Annotated in this window: 21 protein-coding genes; 16 read left to right on the forward strand and 5 right to left on the reverse strand. The window is 55.4% G+C overall.

Annotated elements, in window-relative coordinates; genetic code table 11:
• The first annotated feature begins 155 nt into the window (after positions 1-155).
• The 4 genes from rimJ (at position 156) to murJ (ending at position 3,969) form a co-directional block, all read left to right on the forward strand.
• Positions 156-740, forward strand: coding sequence for a ribosomal protein S5-alanine N-acetyltransferase (rimJ, locus tag E0L21_RS17515; protein ID WP_131411726.1), 585 nt, complete (start codon positions 156-158; stop codon positions 738-740).
• 9 nt (positions 741-749) lie between these two features.
• Positions 750-1,397, forward strand: coding sequence for a YceH family protein (locus tag E0L21_RS17520; RefSeq protein WP_131411728.1), 648 nt, complete (start codon positions 750-752; stop codon positions 1,395-1,397).
• Between the two features lie 2 nt (positions 1,398-1,399).
• Complete coding sequence (locus tag E0L21_RS17525) at positions 1,400-2,323, forward strand: Gfo/Idh/MocA family protein (protein ID WP_131411730.1); 924 nt, start codon at positions 1,400-1,402, stop codon at positions 2,321-2,323.
• Positions 2,324-2,430: 107 nt separating this feature from the next.
• Entirely contained in the window at positions 2,431-3,969 is a 1,539-nt protein-coding gene (murJ, locus tag E0L21_RS17530) for a murein biosynthesis integral membrane protein MurJ (RefSeq protein ID WP_131411732.1), read from the forward strand.
• A gap of 80 nt (positions 3,970-4,049) precedes the next feature.
• Here the strand turns inward: murJ and flgN are convergent, their stop codons facing one another.
• The 3 genes from flgN to flgA all read right to left on the reverse strand — a co-directional run bounded on the left by flgN (position 4,050) and on the right by flgA (position 5,524).
• A complete protein-coding gene (gene flgN / locus E0L21_RS17535) occupies positions 4,050-4,472 on the reverse strand; it encodes a flagella biosynthesis chaperone FlgN (RefSeq protein ID WP_131411734.1) in 423 nt (140 codons plus the stop codon).
• Between the two features lie 4 nt (positions 4,473-4,476).
• Positions 4,477-4,770 (reverse strand): flagellar biosynthesis anti-sigma factor FlgM, encoded by a 294-nt coding sequence (gene flgM / locus E0L21_RS17540; RefSeq protein ID WP_131411736.1) that lies wholly within the window; start codon positions 4,768-4,770, stop codon positions 4,477-4,479.
• A 94-nt stretch (positions 4,771-4,864) separates the two neighbouring features.
• Entirely contained in the window at positions 4,865-5,524 is a 660-nt protein-coding gene (gene flgA / locus E0L21_RS17545; protein WP_131411738.1) for a flagellar basal body P-ring formation chaperone FlgA, read from the reverse strand.
• A gap of 157 nt (positions 5,525-5,681) precedes the next feature.
• On the opposite strand from flgA, the gene flgB reads away from it, so the two are divergent.
• From flgB to flgL, 11 genes are all read left to right on the forward strand, one after another.
• Positions 5,682-6,098 (forward strand): flagellar basal body rod protein FlgB, encoded by a 417-nt coding sequence (gene flgB / locus E0L21_RS17550; RefSeq protein ID WP_131411740.1) that lies wholly within the window; start codon positions 5,682-5,684, stop codon positions 6,096-6,098.
• 4 nt (positions 6,099-6,102) lie between these two features.
• Positions 6,103-6,507 carry a flagellar basal body rod protein FlgC gene (gene flgC / locus E0L21_RS17555; RefSeq protein WP_020457431.1) on the forward strand — a complete coding sequence of 135 codons (405 nt, stop codon included), beginning with the start codon at positions 6,103-6,105 and terminating at the stop codon, positions 6,505-6,507.
• Between the two features lie 11 nt (positions 6,508-6,518).
• A complete protein-coding gene (flgD, locus tag E0L21_RS17560) occupies positions 6,519-7,199 on the forward strand; it encodes a flagellar hook assembly protein FlgD (protein ID WP_131411742.1) in 681 nt (226 codons plus the stop codon).
• A 26-nt stretch (positions 7,200-7,225) separates the two neighbouring features.
• Positions 7,226-8,503, forward strand: coding sequence for a flagellar hook protein FlgE (gene flgE, locus E0L21_RS17565; RefSeq protein WP_131411744.1), 1,278 nt, complete (start codon positions 7,226-7,228; stop codon positions 8,501-8,503).
• 20 nt (positions 8,504-8,523) lie between these two features.
• Positions 8,524-9,279, forward strand: a complete 756-nt coding sequence (locus E0L21_RS17570; RefSeq protein ID WP_131411746.1) for a flagellar basal body rod protein FlgF — start codon at positions 8,524-8,526, stop codon at positions 9,277-9,279.
• A 16-nt stretch (positions 9,280-9,295) separates the two neighbouring features.
• The gene (gene flgG, locus E0L21_RS17575; RefSeq protein ID WP_020457434.1) at positions 9,296-10,078 is read left to right on the forward strand and encodes a flagellar basal-body rod protein FlgG; all 783 of its coding nucleotides are present in this window, start codon (positions 9,296-9,298) and stop codon (positions 10,076-10,078) included.
• A gap of 57 nt (positions 10,079-10,135) precedes the next feature.
• Complete coding sequence (gene flgH / locus E0L21_RS17580; protein ID WP_040016541.1) at positions 10,136-10,834, forward strand: flagellar basal body L-ring protein FlgH; 699 nt, start codon at positions 10,136-10,138, stop codon at positions 10,832-10,834.
• Between the two features lie 12 nt (positions 10,835-10,846).
• Positions 10,847-11,944, forward strand: coding sequence for a flagellar basal body P-ring protein FlgI (locus E0L21_RS17585; protein ID WP_131411748.1), 1,098 nt, complete (start codon positions 10,847-10,849; stop codon positions 11,942-11,944).
• A complete protein-coding gene (gene flgJ / locus E0L21_RS17590) occupies positions 11,944-12,900 on the forward strand; it encodes a flagellar assembly peptidoglycan hydrolase FlgJ (RefSeq protein ID WP_131411751.1) in 957 nt (318 codons plus the stop codon). The genes E0L21_RS17585 and flgJ overlap by 1 nt, the downstream gene beginning before the upstream one ends.
• A gap of 75 nt (positions 12,901-12,975) precedes the next feature.
• On the forward strand, positions 12,976-14,625 hold the full coding sequence (gene flgK, locus E0L21_RS17595) for a flagellar hook-associated protein FlgK (RefSeq protein ID WP_131411753.1): 1,650 nt from the start codon (positions 12,976-12,978) through the stop codon (positions 14,623-14,625).
• 14 nt (positions 14,626-14,639) lie between these two features.
• Positions 14,640-15,608 carry a flagellar hook-associated protein FlgL gene (flgL, locus tag E0L21_RS17600; protein WP_131411755.1) on the forward strand — a complete coding sequence of 323 codons (969 nt, stop codon included), beginning with the start codon at positions 14,640-14,642 and terminating at the stop codon, positions 15,606-15,608.
• Positions 15,609-15,689: 81 nt separating this feature from the next.
• Here the strand turns inward: flgL and E0L21_RS17605 are convergent, their stop codons facing one another.
• A complete protein-coding gene (locus E0L21_RS17605; protein WP_131411757.1) occupies positions 15,690-16,901 on the reverse strand; it encodes an MFS transporter in 1,212 nt (403 codons plus the stop codon).
• Positions 16,902-17,062: 161 nt separating this feature from the next.
• Between E0L21_RS17605 and E0L21_RS17610 the strand changes: the two genes are divergently transcribed.
• Positions 17,063-17,965 (forward strand): LysR family transcriptional regulator, encoded by a 903-nt coding sequence (locus E0L21_RS17610; RefSeq protein ID WP_380206420.1) that lies wholly within the window; start codon positions 17,063-17,065, stop codon positions 17,963-17,965.
• 39 nt (positions 17,966-18,004) lie between these two features.
• Here the strand turns inward: E0L21_RS17610 and rne are convergent, their stop codons facing one another.
• The gene (gene rne / locus E0L21_RS17615; protein ID WP_131411761.1) at positions 18,005-21,163 is read right to left on the reverse strand and encodes a ribonuclease E; all 3,159 of its coding nucleotides are present in this window, start codon (positions 21,161-21,163) and stop codon (positions 18,005-18,007) included.
• Positions 21,164-21,285: the final 122 nt, after the last annotated feature.

The following is a 21,285-nucleotide window of genomic DNA, read 5'->3' on the forward strand; positions in this document are numbered from 1 at the left end:
TTTTTTTATCAACATCCGCCTTTGATTGAGACTTTTCATCGAAAATGGTGTTTGACGCAGAAAATGCCATGTTGCTGTTTTCCCACAGCGCCAGAGCAACTGTATAGTAAAGGGAAGGGGTTAAAAGAGTCGTAAAACGGAAGGAGTGGTAATGCATGTTTGGCTATCGCAGTAACGTGCCGAAAGTACGCTTAGTAACAGACCGTCTGGTGGTTCGCCTGGTGCATGAGCGTGACGCATGGCGGCTGGCGGATTATTACGCAGAAAACCGCCAGTTTTTAAAACCCTGGGAACCCGTGCGCGATGAAAGCCATTGTTATCCTTCCGGTTGGCAGGCGCGCCTTAGTATGATCAATGAATTTCACAAACAAGGTTCCGCGTTCTATTTTGCGTTGCTCGACCCAGAAGAGAAAGAGATAGTCGGCGTGGCGAATTTCTCAAACGTGGTGCGCGGCTCTTTTCATGCCTGTTATCTGGGATATTCCGTCGGCCAGAAATGGCAGGGGCAGGGGCTGATGTTTGAAGCGCTGACCTCGGCCATTCGCTATATGCAACGCACGCAACATATGCATCGTATTATGGCGAACTACATGCCGCACAATAAACGCAGCGGTGATTTGCTGGCGAGACTTGGCTTTGAAAAAGAGGGCTATGCCAAATCGTATCTGTTAATTGACGGGCAATGGCGCGATCACGTGCTTACCGCATTAACCACGCACGAATGGACCCCCGGACGCTAAGGAGTTTTGATGAAGTATCAATTAACCGCCGTAGAGGCGAGGGTGATTGGCTGTTTACTGGAAAAGCAGGTCACAACGCCGGAGCAATACCCACTCTCGATTAATAGCGTGGTGACTGCCTGCAATCAAAAAACCAACCGCGAACCAGTAATGAACCTTGGCGAACATGAGGTTCAGGCGGTGCTGGACGAGCTGGTTAAGCGCCATTATCTGCGCACGGTGAGCGGTTTTGGTAACCGGGTGACAAAATATGAGCAACGTTTCTGTAATTCCGAGTTTGGCGATCTCAAGCTCACTGCTGCCGAGGTGGCGCTCATCACCACGTTATTACTGCGCGGGCCGCAAACGCCCGGCGAATTGCGCACTCGCGGTGAACGCATGCATCAGTTCAGCGATATGGCTGAAGTGGAAAATGCGTTAGAACACCTGGCGACGCGCGAAGACGGGCCGTATGTGGTGCGTCTGCCCAGAGAGCCAGGCAAACGCGAAAGCCGCTTTATGCATCTTTTCAGCGGCGATGTGCAGACGCTGGTCAATGTTGTTGAAGCCGTCAGCCCGCCGGAAGCGTCTCTGGCGGCGCGCGTCGACGCGCTGGAAGAGGAAGTGGCTGAACTGAAGCAGCGTCTCGATTCACTGCTTGCACATCTGGGGGATTAATAGTGACAACCTTACGTATCGGTGTGGTGGGACTGGGTGGCATTGCACAAAAAGCCTGGTTGCCTGTATTGGGTGCTGCGACAAACTGGACGCTCGCGGCGGCCTGGTCGCCAACGCGGGAAAAGGCGCTGCGCGTTTGCGAAACCTGGCGCATTCCGTATGCCGACTCGCTGGCTTCCCTGGCGGCACAATGTGACGCGGTTTTTGTCCATACCTCAACGGCTTCACACTATGCGGTAGTCAGTGAGTTGCTTAACCTTGGGGTGCATGTCTGTGTGGACAAACCGCTGGCGGAAAATTTACCGGATGCGGAGCGGCTCATCGAACTGGCCGCACGTAAAAAACTGACGCTGATGGTCGGTTTTAACCGCCGTTTCTCCCCGCTTTACCGTGAGCTAAAACTGCAGATGCCGCAGGCTGCCTCGCTACGTATGGATAAACATCGTACTGATAGCGTCGGGCCGCATGATTTACGTTTCACCCTACTGGATGACTATCTGCACGTTGTTGATACCGCGCTGTGGCTAGCGGGCGGCGCGGCGCAATTAAACAGCGGCACGCTGCTGACCAATGACGACGGTGCCATGATTTATGCCGAGCACCACTTCAGTGTTGAACATCTGCAAATTACCACCAGCATGCATCGCCGGGCGGGCAGCCAGCGCGAATGGATCCAGGCGGTGACAGACGGTGGGTTGTTCGACATTACGGATATGCGCGAGTGGCGTGAAGAGCGCGGGCAGGGCGTGGTCGCCCGTCCGGTAGCTGGCTGGCAGAGTGTGCTGGAGCAGCGCGGTTTTGCCGGGTGCGCCCGCCATTTCATTGAATGTGTGCAAAATCAGACAGTTCCGGAAACAGCCGGTGAACAAGCGATCCTTGCCCAGCGCGTTGTGGACAAGCTCTGGCGCGAGGCGATGAGTGAATAATGCCCGGTAACATCTGGCGATAGTAATTCGCCTTTTTCTCTGTAGACTAAGCGCTTCGCTGTACATCAACGCCTGCATTGCAGGCGTTGTGTCTTATGGAAACCAGAATGAACCTATTAAAATCGCTGGCGGCTGTCAGCTCCATGACGATGTTTTCACGCGTGCTGGGTTTTGCGCGCGATGCCATTGTGGCAAGGGTGTTTGGTGCGGGAATGGCGACCGACGCCTTTTTCGTGGCGTTCAAACTGCCGAATTTATTGCGCCGCATTTTTGCCGAGGGGGCGTTTTCTCAGGCCTTTGTGCCGATCCTCGCCGAGTACAAAAGCAAACAGGGTGAAGATGCGACGCGGGTTTTTGTCTCCTATGTCTGCGGGCTGCTAACGCTGGCACTGGCGATTGTCACCGTCGCCGGGATGCTGGCGGCACCGTGGGTGATCCTCGTGACTGCGCCGGGCTTTGCCGATACGGCAGATAAATTCAACTTAACCTCGCAGCTACTGCGCATTACCTTTCCTTATATTCTGCTGATCTCGCTGGCGTCGCTGGCCGGGGCAATCCTCAATACCTGGAATCGCTTTTCGGTACCGGCATTTGCGCCCACATTCTTAAACATCAGCATGATTGGCTTTGCGCTGTTTGCTGCTCCTTATTTCCACCCGCCGGTGTTGGCGCTGGCCTGGGCTGTGACGGTCGGGGGTGTGCTGCAATTGGTGTATCAACTGCCGCACCTGAAGAAAATCGGCATGCTGGTGCTGCCGCGTATCAGCTTTCGCGATGCCGGAGCGATGCGTGTGATCAAACAGATGGGACCGGCCATTCTTGGGGTTTCGGTTAGCCAGATCTCGCTTATCATCAACACCATTTTCGCGTCGTTCCTGGTTTCCGGTTCCGTGTCGTGGATGTATTACGCTGACCGCTTGATGGAGTTTCCTTCCGGCGTGCTGGGCGTGGCGCTGGGGACAATCCTGCTGCCATCGTTGTCGAAAAGTTTCGCCAGCGGTAACCACGACGAATATTGCCGTTTGATGGATTGGGGTCTGCGACTCTGTTTTCTGCTGGCGTTGCCCAGCGCCGTAGCGCTCGGCATCCTGGCGAAACCGTTGACGGTATCGCTGTTCCAGTACGGCAAATTCACCGCTTTCGATGCGTTAATGACGCAACGCGCGTTAATTGCCTACTCAGTAGGGTTAATGGGACTTATCGTGGTCAAAGTGCTGGCGCCGGGTTTCTACTCGCGACAGAACATTAAAACGCCGGTGAAGATTGCCCTTGTCACGTTGTTGATGACGCAATTAATGAACCTTGCGTTTATCGGGCCGCTGAAACACGCCGGGTTGTCGCTGTCGATTGGTCTGGCGGCCTGCCTGAACGCCGGGTTGCTTTACTGGCAGTTGCGTAAGCAGCAGATCTTTACGCCGCAGCCGGGCTGGGCAAGTTTCCTGCTGCGTTTGGTGATCGCGGTGCTGGTGATGGCTGCGGCATTAGTCGGTATGCTGTATGTCATGCCGGAATGGTCCACAGGTACCATGCCTTATCGCCTGCTACGTTTGATGGCCGTCGTGCTGGTCGGCGTGATGGCGTATTTCACCACGCTTGCGCTGCTGGGCTTTAAAGTGAAAGAGTTTGCGCGTCGGACTACGGCGTAAGTTTGTTCAGCGAAGTAGAAGCGAGAAAAGAGAAAAGCAAATTGCCAGGGAATTATCCCTGGCAAAGAAGACGGGTCTTATTAAATCGAGATTTTCTTTCCGCCTCGGCTGGCGGAAGCGGTATAACCATTCGCGCCGTACAGGCTCGGTTCCTGATGCGGCTTTAGCAGTTCCAGCGCTTGCTGGTTACGCGCAATTTGCCCTTCCAGCAGCCATCCGTTGTGCTGGTTAAGGTCGCGCAAATGTTGCGTTTTCTGCGTAATGGTTTGCCAGCGATCGGCGATGTCGTCGTTTGCGCTATGTTGCGCTTTTTGTGTCGAACGACGTTGTTGCTCCAGGTAATCCAGTGTCGCGAGCAATGAGCTTTTTTCTTCCGTGATACGCTGCAGTGTGCTGCTATGAATGTTACCTACGGAAAGCTGTTTTTGCTCAGCATCCATCACGTCTTTAAGCGCGCTCAGGATAACTGTCATTTGATCAAGAATGTCTGACAGTCGATTCATACTGTTATTTACTCTGCAAGTAACTCTTCGCTTCATCAATCAGGGCATCGGCGATTTTGCCGGTGTCCATCTTCAGTTCACCATTACGAATCGCAGTTTTCAGCTGTTCCACGCGTTCCATATTGATGTCATTCGCGCCCGCCTGCATCAGCTTGGTTTGCGCGCCGCTGAGGGTCACGCTGGTGCTGTTTGCCGTAGCCGCTTTTTCCAGACGCGTTTTTTGCGTTTGGGTATCGTTAGTTTCGCGCTGTTGAACGGAACTAACCGGTTTTAAAGACGATGTGCGATCAATGCTCATAGTGTTGTCCTCATCGAGGTATCCCGGCGTTTCGGGCCTGATATCTTTAGTCGTTGCTTATTTATCGGCAGCCGACATGAATTCTTTAAAAAGATTATAGGTTAATCAGAATATTCCCATCAGCGTTCACTGTACCGCTGACAATCTGCCCTGAAGCCATGCGCACACGGGCGTTTTGCGCCACTGCCGCATTGTTCAGCGCCTGACCTTCGCCGTTCACACTAAAGCCATCACCCGACGCCACGACCTGTACACGCTGACCCGCTTTAACCCGCCATGCCTGGCGCAACATTGACAGTTGAATCGCCTGGCCTGGGGTAAGATCGCGCAAACTGACCGCATCCTGCGCCTGGGTAATATCCAGCATCGTTCTCGGCGGCAACTGATCGAGGCGGCCGCGTTTTAGCGTCACACTGCCGGGCTGCAACATGCTGCCACGCGCAACGGACTGTGCTGCCACCACATAGTTACCGGTCGCCTGAACTTCCACCTGCAAATAGCGCTTAACACCTGCGCAATTCGCCAGCACGTTCAAGTTCCCCCACAATTTTGCGTTCCCGAGCACGCTCAGCGCTGGCTGGTCGCAACTGGGCAACAGATTTTGCGGGGTGCGTATATTTACCACTACCTCGTCGCTAAAGCCAGCAAGACGTTGAGCAAAAAATGACGTCAGCTGTGATTGCAAGTCAGCAGCCTGAGCAAAGGCGCTTAATAACAGTAAGGTCGCGGCTAAACCGCCTTTCAACGTGTTCATCGCAGACTCCTGCCTGTTGAGTGGTTGAGGGGATTTTAACCGCATGGTCAACCTATCAACGCAATAAATAGCGACGCATTTTGCCCTTATTCCAACGATAAGTTTGTCAGCGGAGATTTAAGCTGTTGGCTAAATAATTGTCATCAGTGGGGGAGCCATGCTCGATAAACTTGATGCCGCACTGCGTTTCCAGCAAGAAGCGCTGAACCTGAGCGCCCAGCGTCAGGAAATTCTGGCGGCAAACATCGCCAACGCCGATACCCCAGGGTTTCAGGCGCGCGATATTGATTTCGCCAGCGAATTGAAAAAAGTCATGGAGCGTGGGCGTGCTGAAGGCAGCGGCGTTTCGTTGACCATGACCTCTTCGCGCCATATTCCGGCGCAGGCGATGAGCGGACCGTCTACCGATTTGATGTACCGCATTCCGGATCAGCCCTCGCTGGATGGCAACACCGTGGATATGGATCGTGAACGTACGCAGTTCGCTGACAACAGCGTTAAATACCAGACCGGCCTGACCGTGCTGGGTGGGCAGATCAAAAGCATGATGAGTGTTCTGCAACAGGGGAACTAATTAAATGGCATTACTGAATATCTTTGATGTCGCAGGCTCCGCGCTGACCGCGCAGTCCAAACGTTTGAACGTGGCCGCCAGTAATATGGCGAACGCCGACAGCGTGACCGGACCGGATGGTCAGCCGTATCGCGCTAAGCAGGTTGTGTTCCAGGTGGATGCTGCGCCCGGGCAAGCGACCGGCGGTGTAAAAGTTGCTGATGTGATTGAAAGCCAGGCGCCGGACAAACTGGTTTACGAACCAGGTAATCCGCTGGCTGATGCGAATGGCTACGTCAAAATGCCCAATGTTGATGTGGTCGGCGAAATGGTGAACACCATGTCCGCGTCCCGCAGCTACCAGGCGAACGTTGAAGTGCTTAATACCGTTAAGAGCATGATGCTCAAAACCCTCACGCTCGGACAGTAAAGGAGACGCGCATGTCTATCGCCGTAAGAGTGGATGACCCGACAAATAGCGGTGTCTCCTCGACCAGTAACAACACCAGCACAACCGGAACAAACAGTGCATCCGACCTGCAAGGCAGCTTTTTAACGCTGCTGGTCGCGCAACTGAAAAACCAGGACCCGACTAACCCGCTGCAGAACAACGAACTCACCACTCAGCTGGCGCAAATCAGCACCGTGAGCGGGATTGAAAAACTGAATACCACCCTCGGTTCGATTTCTGGACAGATCGACAACAGCCAGTCGCTGCAGGCGACAAACCTGATTGGACATGGCGTGATGATCCCAGGACAGACCGTTCTGGTGGGCAAAGAAACTTCAACGCCGTTCGGCGTGGAGCTGACTCAGGCCGCCGATAAAGTGACCGCTACCGTGACCAACAAAGACGGTACCGTGGTGCGCACTATTGAGATTGGCTCGCTGACTGCTGGTGTCCACACCTTCAGTTGGGACGGCAAGATGACGGATGGAACAGCGGCACCCGATGGCTCTTATAAAGTCTCTATCGCCGCCAGCTCTGGTGCAACACAGCTGGTTGCCCAGCCGTTGCAGTTTGCACTGGTGCAAGGTGTTACCCGCGGCAGCAACGGTAGCACACTGGATTTAGGTACTTACGGTACTACCACACTCGACGAAGTACGGCAGATTATCTAAGCCAAAACACTTATCAGGAGTAAGTCATGGCCTTTTCACAAGCGGTCAGCGGCCTAGATGCTGCGGCCACCAACCTCGATGTCATTGGTAACAACATCGCCAACTCCGCCACCTATGGCTTTAAATCCGGCTCTGCGTCCTTCGCCGATATGTTTGCCGGTTCTAAAGTGGGTCTGGGCGTAAAAGTTGCCGGTATTACTCAGGACTTTACCGACGGTACGACGACTAACACCGGTCGTGGTCTGGACGTTGCTATTAGTCAGAACGGTTTCTTCCGCATGGTTGATACCAACGGTTCGGTTTATTACAGCCGTAACGGCCAGTTCAAACTGGACGAGAACCGCAACCTGGTCAACATGCAGGGTATGCAACTGACCGGTTACCCGGTAGCGGGTACACCGCCGGTCGTGCAGACCGGTGCTAACCCGACGACCATTAACATCCCAACGACTGTGATGTCGGCGCGTGCTACCACCGCAGCGACGATGCCGATGAACCTGAACTCGACGGCGACTATTCCGACGACGACTCCGTTCGATCCGACCAACTCGGATACCTACAACAAAAAAACCACGGTAACGTCTTACGACAGCCTGGGTAACGAACATGCGGTTGACTGCTACTTCGTTAAAACCGCGGCTAACACCTGGGATGTCTACACCAACGATTCCAGCGTTTCCGGTTCGACTTATCAAAAAGCCGCGCAGATGTCGTTCAGCTCCAACGGTACGCTCACTTCTGTCACTAACTATGCCGAAGTGCTGCCGGCTACCACGCCGCGTACCTGGACCCTGAACGCCGCGCCGAACGCGCAGCCGCAGATCAACATCGCGCTGGCTAGCCTCAATGGCTCCGCTGCCAGCACTTACTCGCTGAGCTTCCTGAACTCCATGCAGCAGAACACCGGCAGCAGCGGCGCAGCCTCTGTTAATCAGGATGGTTACCCGCCAGGATCGCTGGTGAGCTATGCCATCAATGATGACGGCACCGTGGTCGGCAGTTACTCCAACGAGAAGACGCAGGTTCTGGGTCAGATCGTACTGGCGAACTTTGCTAACAACGAAGGCCTGAAATCCGAAGGGGATAACGTCTGGTCTGCGACCACCTCTTCCGGCGTCGCTATCGTGGGTACAGCGGGTTCCGGCAACTTCGGTAAGCTGACCAACGGCGCACTGGAAGCATCAAACGTGAATCTGAGTAAAGAACTGGTGAACATGATTGTCGCGCAGCGTAACTATCAGTCGAACGCGCAGACCATCAAAACCCAGGATCAGATCCTTAACACGCTGGTTAACCTGCGTTAATCGTCTGACGGGATGGCTTAATGGATCACGCAATATACACCGCGATGGGCGCAGCCAGCCAGACGCTGAATCAGCAGGCTGTCACCGCCAGCAACCTCGCGAATGCGTCCACGCCAGGCTTTCGCGCGCAGCTCAATGCGCTGCGCGCAGTACCGGTAGAAGGGCTTTCACTGCCTACCCGTACGCTGGTCGTGGCTTCTACACCTGGTGCCGACATGACGCCAGGGCAACTGGACTACACTTCGCGTCCGCTGGACGTGGCGTTGCAGCAGGACGGTTGGCTGGCAGTACAAACGGCAGACGGCTCTGAAGGGTATACCCGTAACGGTAGTATCCAGGTGAGCGCAACCGGCCAGTTGACCATTCAGGGGCATCCGGTGATTGGCGACGGCGGCCCGATTGCGGTACCGGAAGGTTCGCAAATTAGTATTGCGGCTGACGGTACGATTTCGTCGCTGAACCCTGGCGATCCGGCGAATACTATCGCGCCGGTCGGCAAGCTGAAGCTGGTGAAAGCGAACGCGCAGGAAGTGGTGCGCGGTGATGACGGGCTGTTCCGTTTGAGCCAGACCGCACAAGCGACCCGTGGTACGACATTGCAGGACGACCCGTCTATTCGCGTGATGTCAGGTGTGCTGGAGGGCAGTAACGTCAAGCCGGTTGCCGCGATGACCGACATGATCGCCAGTGCCCGTCGTTTCGAAATGCAGATGAAAGTCATCAGCAGCGTCGACGATAACGCCCAGCGCGCCAACCAATTGCTGTCAATGGGCTAATTAAACAGGACTACTTATGATCAGTTCATTATGGATCGCAAAAACCGGCCTCGACGCCCAACAAACCAATATGGATGTCATCGCCAACAACCTGGCGAACGTCAGTACCAATGGTTTTAAGCGTCAGCGCGCGGTATTTGAAGATTTGCTGTACCAGACAATTCGTCAGCCTGGCGCACAGTCTTCAGCACAGACAACGCTGCCTTCGGGTTTGCAGATCGGTACCGGTGTTCGTCCGGTGGCCACCGAGCGTCTGCACAGCCAGGGCAACCTGTCACAAACCAACAACAGTAAAGATGTGGCGATCAAAGGGCAGGGCTTCTTTGAAGTGCTGTTGCCGGACGGTACCTCTGCGTATACCCGCGATGGTTCTTTCCAGGTCGACCAGAACGGCCAGTTGGTGACGGCGGGTGGTTTCCAGGTGCAGCCTGCGATCACCATTCCGGCGAATACCCTGAGCATCACCATTGGCCGCGACGGCGTGGTCAGTGTGACGCAGCAGGGTAACGCCGCGCCGGTTCAGGTTGGCCAGTTAAACCTGACCACCTTTATGAACGACACCGGACTGGAAAGTCTCGGTGAAAACCTGTACGCAGAAACGCAGTCATCTGGCGCGCCAAACTCCACGACGCCGGGGCTGAACGGTGCGGGGATGCTGTATCAGGGGTATGTGGAAACCTCGAACGTAAACGTGGCGGAAGAGCTGGTGAATATGATCCAGGTTCAGCGCGCTTACGAAATAAACAGTAAGGCAGTATCGACCACCGATCAGATGCTGCAAAAACTGACGCAACTCTAAGGCGTTATCCGGTGCGGTAACTGCCGCACCGGAACCCTGATTTCGAAGATGAATGCAATGCAAAAATACGCCGTGCGCAGCTATCCGATTATGGCTTTAGTGGCATTAACCCTGACGGGATGTGCCTGGGTTCCCTCAACGCCGTTGGTTCAGGGGGCGACCACCGCTCAACCGATTCCGGGACCGGTGCCGATGGTAAATGGATCGATTTATCAAACTGCGCAGCCGATAAACTACGGCTATCAGCCACTGTTTGAAGACCGACGTCCGCGTAACGTGGGCGATACGTTGACGATCGTACTGCAAGAGAACGTCAGTGCCAGTAAGAGCTCGTCGGCAAATGCCAGCCGTGATAGCAAGGCCAGTTTCGGCATGGATACCACGCCGCGCTACCTGGAAGGTCTGTTTGGTAATTCCCGCGCCGATCTCTCTGCTTCCGGTGGTAATACCTTTAACGGCAAAGGTGGCGCGAATGCCAGCAATACCTTTAGCGGCACGTTGACCGTGACGGTCGATCAGGTGCTGATCAATGGCAATTTACATGTGGTGGGTGAAAAACAGATAGCCATCAATCAGGGCACTGAATTCATCCGCTTCTCGGGTGTCGTGAACCCACGCACCATCAGCGGCAGCAACACGGTTCCGTCCACACAGGTGGCGGACGCGCGCATCGAGTATGTCGGCAACGGCTACATCAACGAAGCGCAGAACATGGGCTGGCTGCAACGTTTCTTCCTCAACTTATCGCCGATGTAACCGGGGTGAATTATGTTTAAGTATTTGACTGGCATCGTGTTAGCGCTGGTGGCGACCTTCGCCCAGGCTGACCGTATCCGGGATCTCACCAGTGTACAGGGCGTACGTGAAAACTCCTTAATTGGTTATGGCCTGGTCGTGGGGCTCGATGGTACAGGTGACCAGACGACCCAGACGCCATTTACCACCCAAACTTTAAATAACATGCTGTCGCAGATGGGGATTACGGTCCCTACCGGCACCAACATGCAGCTGAAAAACGTGGCGGCGGTCATGGTCACCGCGCAGTTCCCGGCGTTTGCACGCCAGGGGCAAACCATCGATGTGGTGGTTTCCTCAATGGGTAACGCGAAAAGCCTGCGCGGCGGTACGCTGCTGATGACGCCGCTGAAGGGCGTTGACAGCCAGGTGTATGCGTTGGCGCAGGGTAACATTCTGGTCGGCGGCGCGGGTGCTTCCGCAGGCGGCAGCAGTGTGCAGGTTAACCAGCTGAACGGCGGTCGTATCACTAACGGTGCGGTCATCGAGCGTGAGCTGCCGACCCAGTTTGGCGCAGGTAACACCATTAACCTGCAGCTGAACCAGGAAGATTTCAGCATGGCACAGCAGATTGCCGACACCATTAACCGTAGCCGTGGTTACGGCAGCGCGACCGCGCTGGATGCACGTACCGTGCAGATCCGCGTTTCTAACGGCGGCAGTTCGCAAGTCCGTTTGCTGGCAGACATCCAGAATATGGAAGTCGGCGTTACGCAACAGGACGCAAAAGTCATTATTAACTCGCGTACTGGCTCGGTGGTGATGAACCGCGAAGTGGCGCTGGATAACTGTGCTGTCGCGCAGGGTAACCTCTCGGTAACGGTGAATCAGCAGGCCAACGTGAGCCAGCCGAATACGCCATTCGGCGGCGGTCAGACGGTGGTGACACCGCAAACACAAATCGATTTGCGCCAGAGCGGCGGTTCGCTGCAAAGCGTCCGTTCCAGCGCCAACCTGAACAGTGTGGTCCGCGCGCTTAACGCACTTGGTGCTTCCCCGATGGAACTGATGTCCATCCTTCAGGCGATGCAAAGTGCAGGCTGCCTGCGTGCGAAACTGGAGATCATCTAATGTTGACTGACAGCCGACTGTTGACAAGCGCGGCATGGGACGCGCAATCACTGAATGAATTGAAGTCGCAAACCCGGCAGGATCCTGGCGCGAACCTGCGCCCGGTTGCCCGCCAGATGGAAGGGATGTTCGTGCAGATGATGCTGAAAAGCATGCGCGAAGCGTTACCGAAAGACGGTATTTTCAGCAGTGATTCAACGCGGCTGTACACCAGCATGTATGACCAGCAAATCGCACAACAGATGACCGCAGGCAAAGGCCTTGGCCTGGCCGATATGATGGTTAAGCAGATGGCTGGCGATCAGGCACCTGTTGAGCCTGCCGATCAGATGCAGCAGGTGCCGATGAAGTTCCCGCTGGAAACCGTGACGACCTATCAAAACCAGGCGCTGACGCAACTGGTGCGTAAAGCGATGCCAAAAGTACCGGAAGACGGCGACGAGCCGTTAACCGGCGACAGCAAAGACTTCCTCGCTCAGCTCTCTTTGCCGGCGCGTCTTGCCAGTGAGCAGAGCGGTGTTCCTCACCACCTGATCCTCGCGCAGGCTGCGCTCGAATCCGGCTGGGGCCAGCGTCAGATCCCGCGTGAAAACGGTGAGCCGAGCTTTAACATTTTTGGTGTTAAAGCCACGCCAGGCTGGAAAGGGCCGACCACGGAAATCACCACCACAGAATATGAAAATGGCGAAGCGGTGAAGGTGAAAGCCAAGTTCCGTGTTTACAGTTCGTACCTTGAAGCACTCTCCGATTACGTGGGTATGCTGACGCGCAACAAGCGTTACTCGGCGGTGACCACTGCCGCGACGGCGGAGCAGGGCGCGCAGGCGTTGCAGAATGCCGGTTATGCGACCGATCCGAACTATGCCCGTAAGCTGACAAGTATGATCCAACAGCTTAAATCGATGGGTGAAAAGGTCAGCAAAGCCTACAGCACGGATATCCAAAATCTGTTCTGAAATATCTCAAGTTTTGCCCTGGGTTGCCGATAATCGTCAACAGGACTCATGTCTGAAAGTGTATAAGGAACCTCCATGTCCAGTTTGATTAACAGCGCCATGAGTGGGCTCAACGCAGCCCAGGCCGCGCTTAATACCGCCAGTAATAACATTGCCAGTTATAACGTAGCGGGTTATACCCGTCAGACGACGGTGCTCACCTCAGGCAACAGTACCCTGACCGGTGGCGGCTGGGTGGGTAACGGTGTGCTCGTTACCGGCGTTCAGCGTGAGTATGACGCCTTTATTACTAATCAGCTGCGTGCAGCGGAAAACCAGAACAGCGGTTTGACCACGCGTTACCAGCAGATGTCAAAAATTGACGATGTCCTGTCGGATACCACTAACTCGCTGTCGACCAGCCTGCAGAGCTTCTTTTCCAGCCTGCAAACGCTGGTAAGTAACGCCTCTGACCCGTCATCCCGTCAGGCGATGCTGGGTAAAGCAGACGGTCTGGTTAACCAGTTCAAAGTGGCCGACCAGTACCTGCGTGACCAGGATAAACAGGTTAACCTGTCGATCTCCTCAAGCGTTGACCAGATCAACAACTACTCCACGCAGATTGCCAAACTTAACGATCAGATTTCCCGTCTGACCGCGGTAGGCGGCGGTGCGTCGCCGAACGACCTGCTCGATCAGCGCGACCAACTGGTTAGCGAACTGAACAAAATTGTCGGTGTTGAAGTTAGCGTACAAGATGGCAACACCTACAACATCAGCATGGGTGATGGCTACTCTCTGGTGCAGGGCAGCGATGCGCGCCAGTTGGCGGCCGTCCAGTCCAGCGCCGATCCTTCTCGTACTGCCGTGGCTTATGTTGACAAAACCGCAGGCAATATTGAGATCCCGGAAAAACTGATCACCACCGGTTCGCTGGGCGGTTTGCTGTCGTTCCGTTCGCAGGATCTTGACCAGGCGCGTAATACGCTTGGACAACTGGCGCTGTCGTTTGCTGATACTTTTAATCAGCAACACGAACAGGGCTTCGATACAACGGGCACGCAAGGCGGCCAGTTCTTTACCATTGGCGCGCCATCAACGACCAGCAACTCCAAGAACACCGGTGATGCGGTACTGACCGCAGCGGTCAGTGACAGCAAAGCGGTGCAGGCGACGGATTATAAAGTGGCGTTCGATGGGACGAACTGGAAAGTTACCCGACTGTCCAACAACACCTCTACCACCGTGACGCCAGATCCCTCCGATGGCACACTGAATTTCGACGGTCTGAAAGTTAGCATCAACGCCACCACGGGGCCTAAAGCCAACGATAGCTTTACCGTTCGCCCGGTGAGCAATGCGATTGTGAATATGAGCGTTGCGATTACCGATGAGTCGAAAATCGCCATGGCTTCTGTCGCCGGTTCCGGTGCGAGCGATAACCGCAACGGCCAGGCGATGCTGAATCTGCAAAGCGCGAAAGTCGTCGGCGGCAACAAAACGTTTAACGATGCGTATGCCACGCTGGTCAGCGATGTGGGGAACAAAACCTCGACGCTGAAAACCAGTTCCACCACGCAGACAAACGTAGTGACGCAGTTGACCAAGCAGCAGCAGTCGATCTCCGGGGTTAACCTCGATGAAGAGTACGGTAACCTGCAACGTTATCAACAATATTACCTGGCGAACGCTCAGGTTTTGCAAACTGCAAGCACGCTGTTTGATGCGCTGCTGGGCATTCGCTAAGTAAGGGGTGAAAAATGCGTATCAGTACTCAAATGATGTACGAACAAAGTATGCGCGGCGTGACCAACTCGCAGAGCGCGTGGTTGGGTTACGGCGAGCAAATGGCGACCGGGCAGAAGGTTAACCGCCCGTCGGACGATCCGATTGCCGCTTCGCAGGCCGTGGTGATTTCGCAGGCGCAGGCGCAAAACACCCAGTATGAGACGGCGCGTACTTTCGCCAAGCAGAAAGTGTCACTGGAAGAGAGCGTATTACAGCAGGTGACGACCGCGATCACTGGCGCACAGGGCACCATTGTTAAAGCCGGTAACGGTTCGCTGAGTGATGATGACCGCGCCTCTCTGGCAACGGAGTTGCAGGGTTACCGTGATCAACTGCTGAACCTGGCGAACAGTACCGACGGTAACGGTCGCTATATCTTTGGCGGCTATAAAACTGAAAGCGCGCCGTATGATGCAACGGGCACCTATAGCGGTGGTAACCAGGCGATTTCCCAGCAGGTTGACGCCTCTCGTACCATGGTGATTGCGCATACTGGTACTGAGGTGTTCAACCATATCAGCAGCAACGCAACGCCAGAGCCGGTTGATCCGGCAACCGGCTTGCCGGGCACGTCGGAAACCGATCTGTTCAAAATGCTTGATACGGCGATTACCGCACTGAAAACCCCGGTAGCAGGCGATGAAACCGCAAAGGCGGCAGCACAGGCGGTGGTGGATAAAACCAGCCGTGGTCTGGGCAACTCGCTGAATAACGTGTCGACTGTCCGTGCTGAACTGGGTACGCAACTGAACGAACTGGACACCCTCGATGCGTTGGGTGATGACCGTACCGTTGCGCTGAAACAGCAGAAGAGTGATTTGATTGACGTGGACTGGAACTCGGTGATTTCGTCTTACACCATGCAGCAAGCTGCGCTGCAAGCGTCCTACAAAGCGTTCACCGATATGCAAGGTCTGTCGCTGTTCCAGATGAATAAATAATGTTTTCATTTTGAGCATGTCTTGAAACTGGGCATGTTCGGTATGCCCGCTCCATCACCCCGGAGCGGGCTTTTTTTTATCTTATGCTTTCTGTGCCGCTTGCTGGAGTTGACGGGCGTCAAACAGACGAATCAGCAGAGCAATCAGACCGGAAACCGTTGCCAGCACCACCACACCCTGCCATGACGCGACGGAGTAAAGTTTGCTGCCCAGCGCAGAGCCCAGCGCCATGCCGATGAACACACCAGTAAATAACAATGCATTCAAACGACCACGGGCTTGCGGTTCAAGACCGTACACCAGGTTCTGGTGCGCCACCAGGCTGGATTGCAGACCCAGGTCGAAGCCCACGGCCGAAAGGGCAATCAGTGCCAGTTGACCATGCGGTGGCAGTACCGGCAGCAGGAACATCAGGGCGAAAGAGATTGTCACCAGACCTGCGCCTATCTGTGTGACTTTTTCCGCGCCAACTTTATCTGCTAACCCACCTGCCAGCGGTGCGGCTAACGCACCCGCCGCACCGGCGATACCGAAACTCCCCGCGACCGCACTGCCTAATTGATATTTTTCCAGCAGCATCAACGCAAGGGTTGACCAGAAAGCGCTAAAAGCAATGGATAAAAAGCCCTGGGCGAAAGCGGCGCGGCGCAGTGCCGGATAGCGTTTCCACAGATGCGCCATTGATTTCATCAGCGCCGGGTAGCTCAGCGTAGAGTGCGTCGCGAAGCGCGGCAGCACCGACCACATCAGCACGCCAATCAGCGCAATGCTGACTGCGGCAAGCTGATACATGATACGCCAGCCGAATGCCGCGCCGACAAAGCCGCTGACGGTACGGGAAAGCAGAATACCGAGCAGTAAACCGGTCATCACCGTGCCAACCATTTTCCCTTGTTTGCCTTCCGGCGCGAGGATTGCCGCCGCCGGGACAATATCCTGCGCCATAGTCGCGGCCATTCCCAGTAACAGGCTGACGATCAGCAATGAAGGCAGATGGCTGGTCAGGCTACAAGCCAGTAACAGCAGCGCAAGCGCAGCGCTTTTAAACAGGATCAGACGGCGGCGGTCGTGACGGTCGCCCAGCGGCAGCAGGAACAAAATACCCAGCGCATAACCGGCCTGTGTGAGTGTCGGAACCAGCCCCATACCGTTGACAGTTAAGTGCAGGTCGCTGCCCATTAATGGCAGCAGCGGTTGTGAATAGTAGATAGCCGCGACGCTGAATCCGGCGCCGAGCGCGAGGGCAAAAATGACCCAGCCAACAACATCTGACGAAAGAGAATGACGGTTCATAATAAGTTTCCCAGAAACGTTTGGTGTGAATAACGAAGTGAGGTCATTTTTACGCAGCAGAGCATGGCGCGGTAGCCAGCGGAGTGGTAAAACGGTTATACGTGAAACGTATAGGTAAAATAATAATGAAGCGACAAGAGCGTATAGATAGGGTGGATTTGATGCGGACGTATATCCGTATCGTTGAGGCCGGATCGTTGTCGGCGGCGGCGCGCCAGCTGGACACGACGCAGGCGACGGTCAGCCGACGTTTGCAGTCGCTGGAGTCGCTGCTTGGCGTTAAGTTGCTACTGCGCACCACTCATGCGATGAAGCTGACGGATGATGGTGAGCGCTGCTACCAGCATGCAAAGCGCGTTGCGGATGCCTGGGTGGCGCTGGAAGATGAATTGAGCCAGTCCGATGATGAGCCGGTAGGGATTTTGCGCGTGCGCGCGCCGCATGCCTTTGGTCAGGAACAACTGCTCGGTCCGCTGACTCAGTTTCTTGAACGTCACCCACAACTCTCCGTTGAATGGATGCTCAATGACAAGAATGTCGACTTTCTCAGTGCCAATATCGATTGCGCCATTCGCGTTGGGGCAGAAGTAGATCCGGCAACGGTGTCGGTACTGCTGGCAGAAGTGCCCAGATGTATGGTGGCGTCACCGGCGTTGCTGGCGCGTTTTCCCGCTGTCGAAACGCCGCAGCAGCTCTCAGCGCTGCCATGGATTGCGCTCAGCACTTTCTATCAGCATGAAATTCATCTTAGCCACCTGCAAAGCGGCGATACGGAGCAGGTGGCGATTGCGCCACGGCTTTATACCGACAGCCTGTATGCGGCCCGTAATACCGCCATTGGCGGGCTTGGCGTGACGCTGATTTCCAGTTGGGCGGTGGAAGAGGAGCTGATCAATGGAAAACTGATAGCGCTGTTGCCGCAGTGGCAGGCCGCTCCGCTACCGGTTCACCTGGTTTATCCGTGGGCACGTTATTATCCCGCGCGGTTGCGTAAATTTTTACAACTGATGCGTGAAGTGATGCCGGGACTTGGCGGTATGCGCCATCCGGTGCGACAGGCATAAAAAAGCCGACCCGAGGGTCGGCTTTTTACTGCCAGTGAATTACTCAGCAGATGGCGGTTTCGTCGCCGGTGCAGTCGCTGCGTGGGTGGCGCTGTGACCACCTGCAGAACCTTTTCCGTCAAAGACGAAATCCGGGCGTACCCAGTCACTGTGACGCGGCGCTTCCGGCACATAGGCAGGCGCTGGCGCTTTGGTCATCGGCGCACTAGCCACTTTGTTTGCTGCTGGAGCAACCCGCGCAACCACCGGTGCTTTCTCCGGCTCGGCAACGACTGGCGCAGACGCGGCTTCGGCAACTTCCTGTACAGTTTCAGGAGCTGGTGTTTCTGCAACTGGTGTGACTTCCTGCTGCGCCGGTTCGGCTTCTGCTGCCACTTCCTGCGCAACGGTGCGGTCTGCTTCGGCAATCAGTTGCGGTTGTTCGTCCACCGGCGCGTCGATGACTTCCGGATGGGTGGTTTCAACGGCAACCGTCTGCGGCGCTTCAACCGAGGCTTGTGGTTCAACCACTACTGGCTCGGCATTTTCAACCGTTGCCTGCGGTTCAATAACTTCCGCTTGCGGATGTGCAACCAATTGCGCTTCAGCAATAGCCGGAGCGATATCCTGCTCAGGGGCGGTATTGTTTTCAGCGGCCATCTCATGAGTCTGCTGGAGATCGTGCTGCTCTTCCTGGTAGCGCGGAACCGGGTAACGGATCCACACTTTACCGGACGCCATTTCCGGTGACGCACAAGCTATGGTCAACGGCATTGCAGATTGGAGCGGGTAGCGCTCATCACGGTAGCGACGGCGACGCTGACCACTCACGCGCAGGTGGCGCGGGGAGCGGCGCGAACGGCGCGGCATCGCGTTGTCACGCGCGTCAGCGTTTTCATCGTGTTCCTGTACCGGTGCGGTTTCTACCACCGCTGGCAGATCGACTTTCGCCAGTTGCGTGTTTTGCTCTGCGGCGTCTTGTACGGTTGCCTCTTCAACGCGGTTTTCTGCGCTGTTGTCACCGCCAATACGCACTTTCTGGCTGAGTTGACGCTGTTTACGACGCGGCATCACCTGTACGCGCTCTTCCTGTTCCGCCTCCTGAACAGGTTGCTCATCACGGTTCAGCTCTTTTACATCCTGCTGCGCCTGGCGTTTATCATCGTTACGACGACGGTTGCGCTCACGGCGAGGTTGCTGCTGCTCGTCACGAGATTTCGCTTTTTCTGTTTCATCGACAACGACTGGCTGACGAGATTCACGGGCTTCGGCGTTCTGCGGTGATTTCTCGCGGCGGTTACGACGATTCTCTTCGCGACCTTCGCGGTTATCACGGCCTTCGCGCGCCTCATTGCCTTCGCTACGGTTATCACGGCGGTCATTACGATCCCGACGGTTGCCCTGGCGTGGCTTACGGCGATCCTGCTGACGCTCTTGCTTCTCATCTTTTTTCTCTTCTTTCACTTCAACCGGCGCCGGGGTAGCCTCACCCGCGAACAAACCTTTCAGTGCAGAGAAGAAACGGCCAAGCAAGCCTGGTTCGGCTGCAGGTGTTGCGGCAGGTTGCGCTTGGCTCGGTGCTGCGGCTGGCGCTTGTGGTGCTGGCGGAACGTCCGGCATAACGAAGGTGGCCAACGCAGGTTGTTCAGGTAACTTACGTTCGGCGTGCTCTTCTTCAGACGGCATTGCCATCTCTTCTTCATGCAGTTTCGGCAGCAGATAGCTCAGCGTTGGTGTCTCTTCGCCTTTACGCACGCGCAGTACGGAGTAGTGCGGCGTTTCCATCTGGTCGTTTGGTACGATCACGCAGCGTACGCCGCCCTGACGAGCTTCGATAGCGCTTACCGCGGCACGTTTTTCATTCAGCAGGTATGAAGCGACCGGAACCGGCACAATCGCATGCACTTCCTGAGTGTTTTCTTTCAGCGCTTCTTCTTCAATCAGACGCAGAATAGACAGCGACAGGGATTCGTTATCACGAACGGTGCCGGTGCCGCTACAACGCGGGCAGACATGATGGCTGGACTCACCCAACGACGGGCTCAGACGCTGGCGGGACATCTCCAGCAGGCCGAAGCGGGAAATATGGCTGATCTGAATACGCGCACGATCCTGGCGCACCGCTTCACGCAGGCGGTTTTCCACCGCGCGCTGGTGGCGTACCGGAGTCATATCAATAAAGTCGATAACGATCAGGCCGCCAAGGTCACGCAGACGCAACTGGCGAGCGATCTCATCTGCCGCTTCCAGGTTCGTGTTAAAGGCGGTTTCTTCAATATCACCACCGCGCGTTGCGCGTGCGGAGTTGATATCAATAGCGGTCAACGCTTCGGTGGTATCAATAACGATAGAGCCACCGGATGGCAGACGGACTTCACGCTGGAAAGCGGATTCAATCTGCGACTCAATCTGGTAATGACTGAACAGCGGGATTTCCCCAGTGTACAGTTTAATTTTGCTGCTGAAATCCGGACGACCCAGCGCGGAGATGTGCTGGCGAGCCAGCTCAAGCACTTTCGGGTTATCGATGAGGATTTCGCCGATATCCTGACGCAGATAGTCACGGAAGGCGCGCACAACTACGTTGCTTTCCTGATGAATCAAGAATGGAGCAGGGCGGCTTTCAGCGGCTTTCTGGATAGCTTCCCAGTGTTTCAGACGGAAGCTCAAATCCCACTGCAGCGCTTCGGCGGATTTACCCACGCCTGCGGTGCGTACGATAAGGCCCATACCATCCGGTAATTCCAGGCTGGAGAGCGCCTCTTTTAGCTCGGTGCGATCGTCGCCTTCAATACGACGAGAAATGCCGCCCGCGCGCGGGTTGTTCGGCATCAGCACCAGGTAGCTACCCGCAAGGCTGATAAAGGTGGTCAGTGCCGCGCCTTTGTTGCCACGCTCTTCTTTATCAATCTGAACGATGACTTCCTGACCTTCACGCAGCACGTCTTTGATGTTCGGACGTCCATGCGCATTGTAATTAGCAGGGAAGTATTCGCGGGCGATCTCTTTGAGGGGGAGGAAACCGTGACGCTCGGCACCGTAATCAACGAATGCGGCTTCAAGGCTGGGTTCAATGCGGGTGATTTTACCTTTGTAGATGTTCGCTTTTTTCTGCTCGTGTCCTGGGCTTTCGATATCCAGGTCGTACAGGCGTTGTCCATCAACAAGTGCGACACGCAACTCTTCTTGCTGAGTTGCGTTGATTAACATTCTTTTCATCGTAACTTACTCATTATTCTTACATTGACGACTAAGCTGCGGGCAAGATAACGCCTTTCCGGGGGAGAACCGATGGCCTCGAGACTATTTGCGTCGCCAACCTCACGGTTGTCGCTCGCTAA

It is taken from the genome of Kosakonia quasisacchari, assembly GCF_004331415.1.
Taxonomy (GTDB): Bacteria; Pseudomonadota; Gammaproteobacteria; order Enterobacterales; family Enterobacteriaceae; genus Kosakonia; species Kosakonia quasisacchari.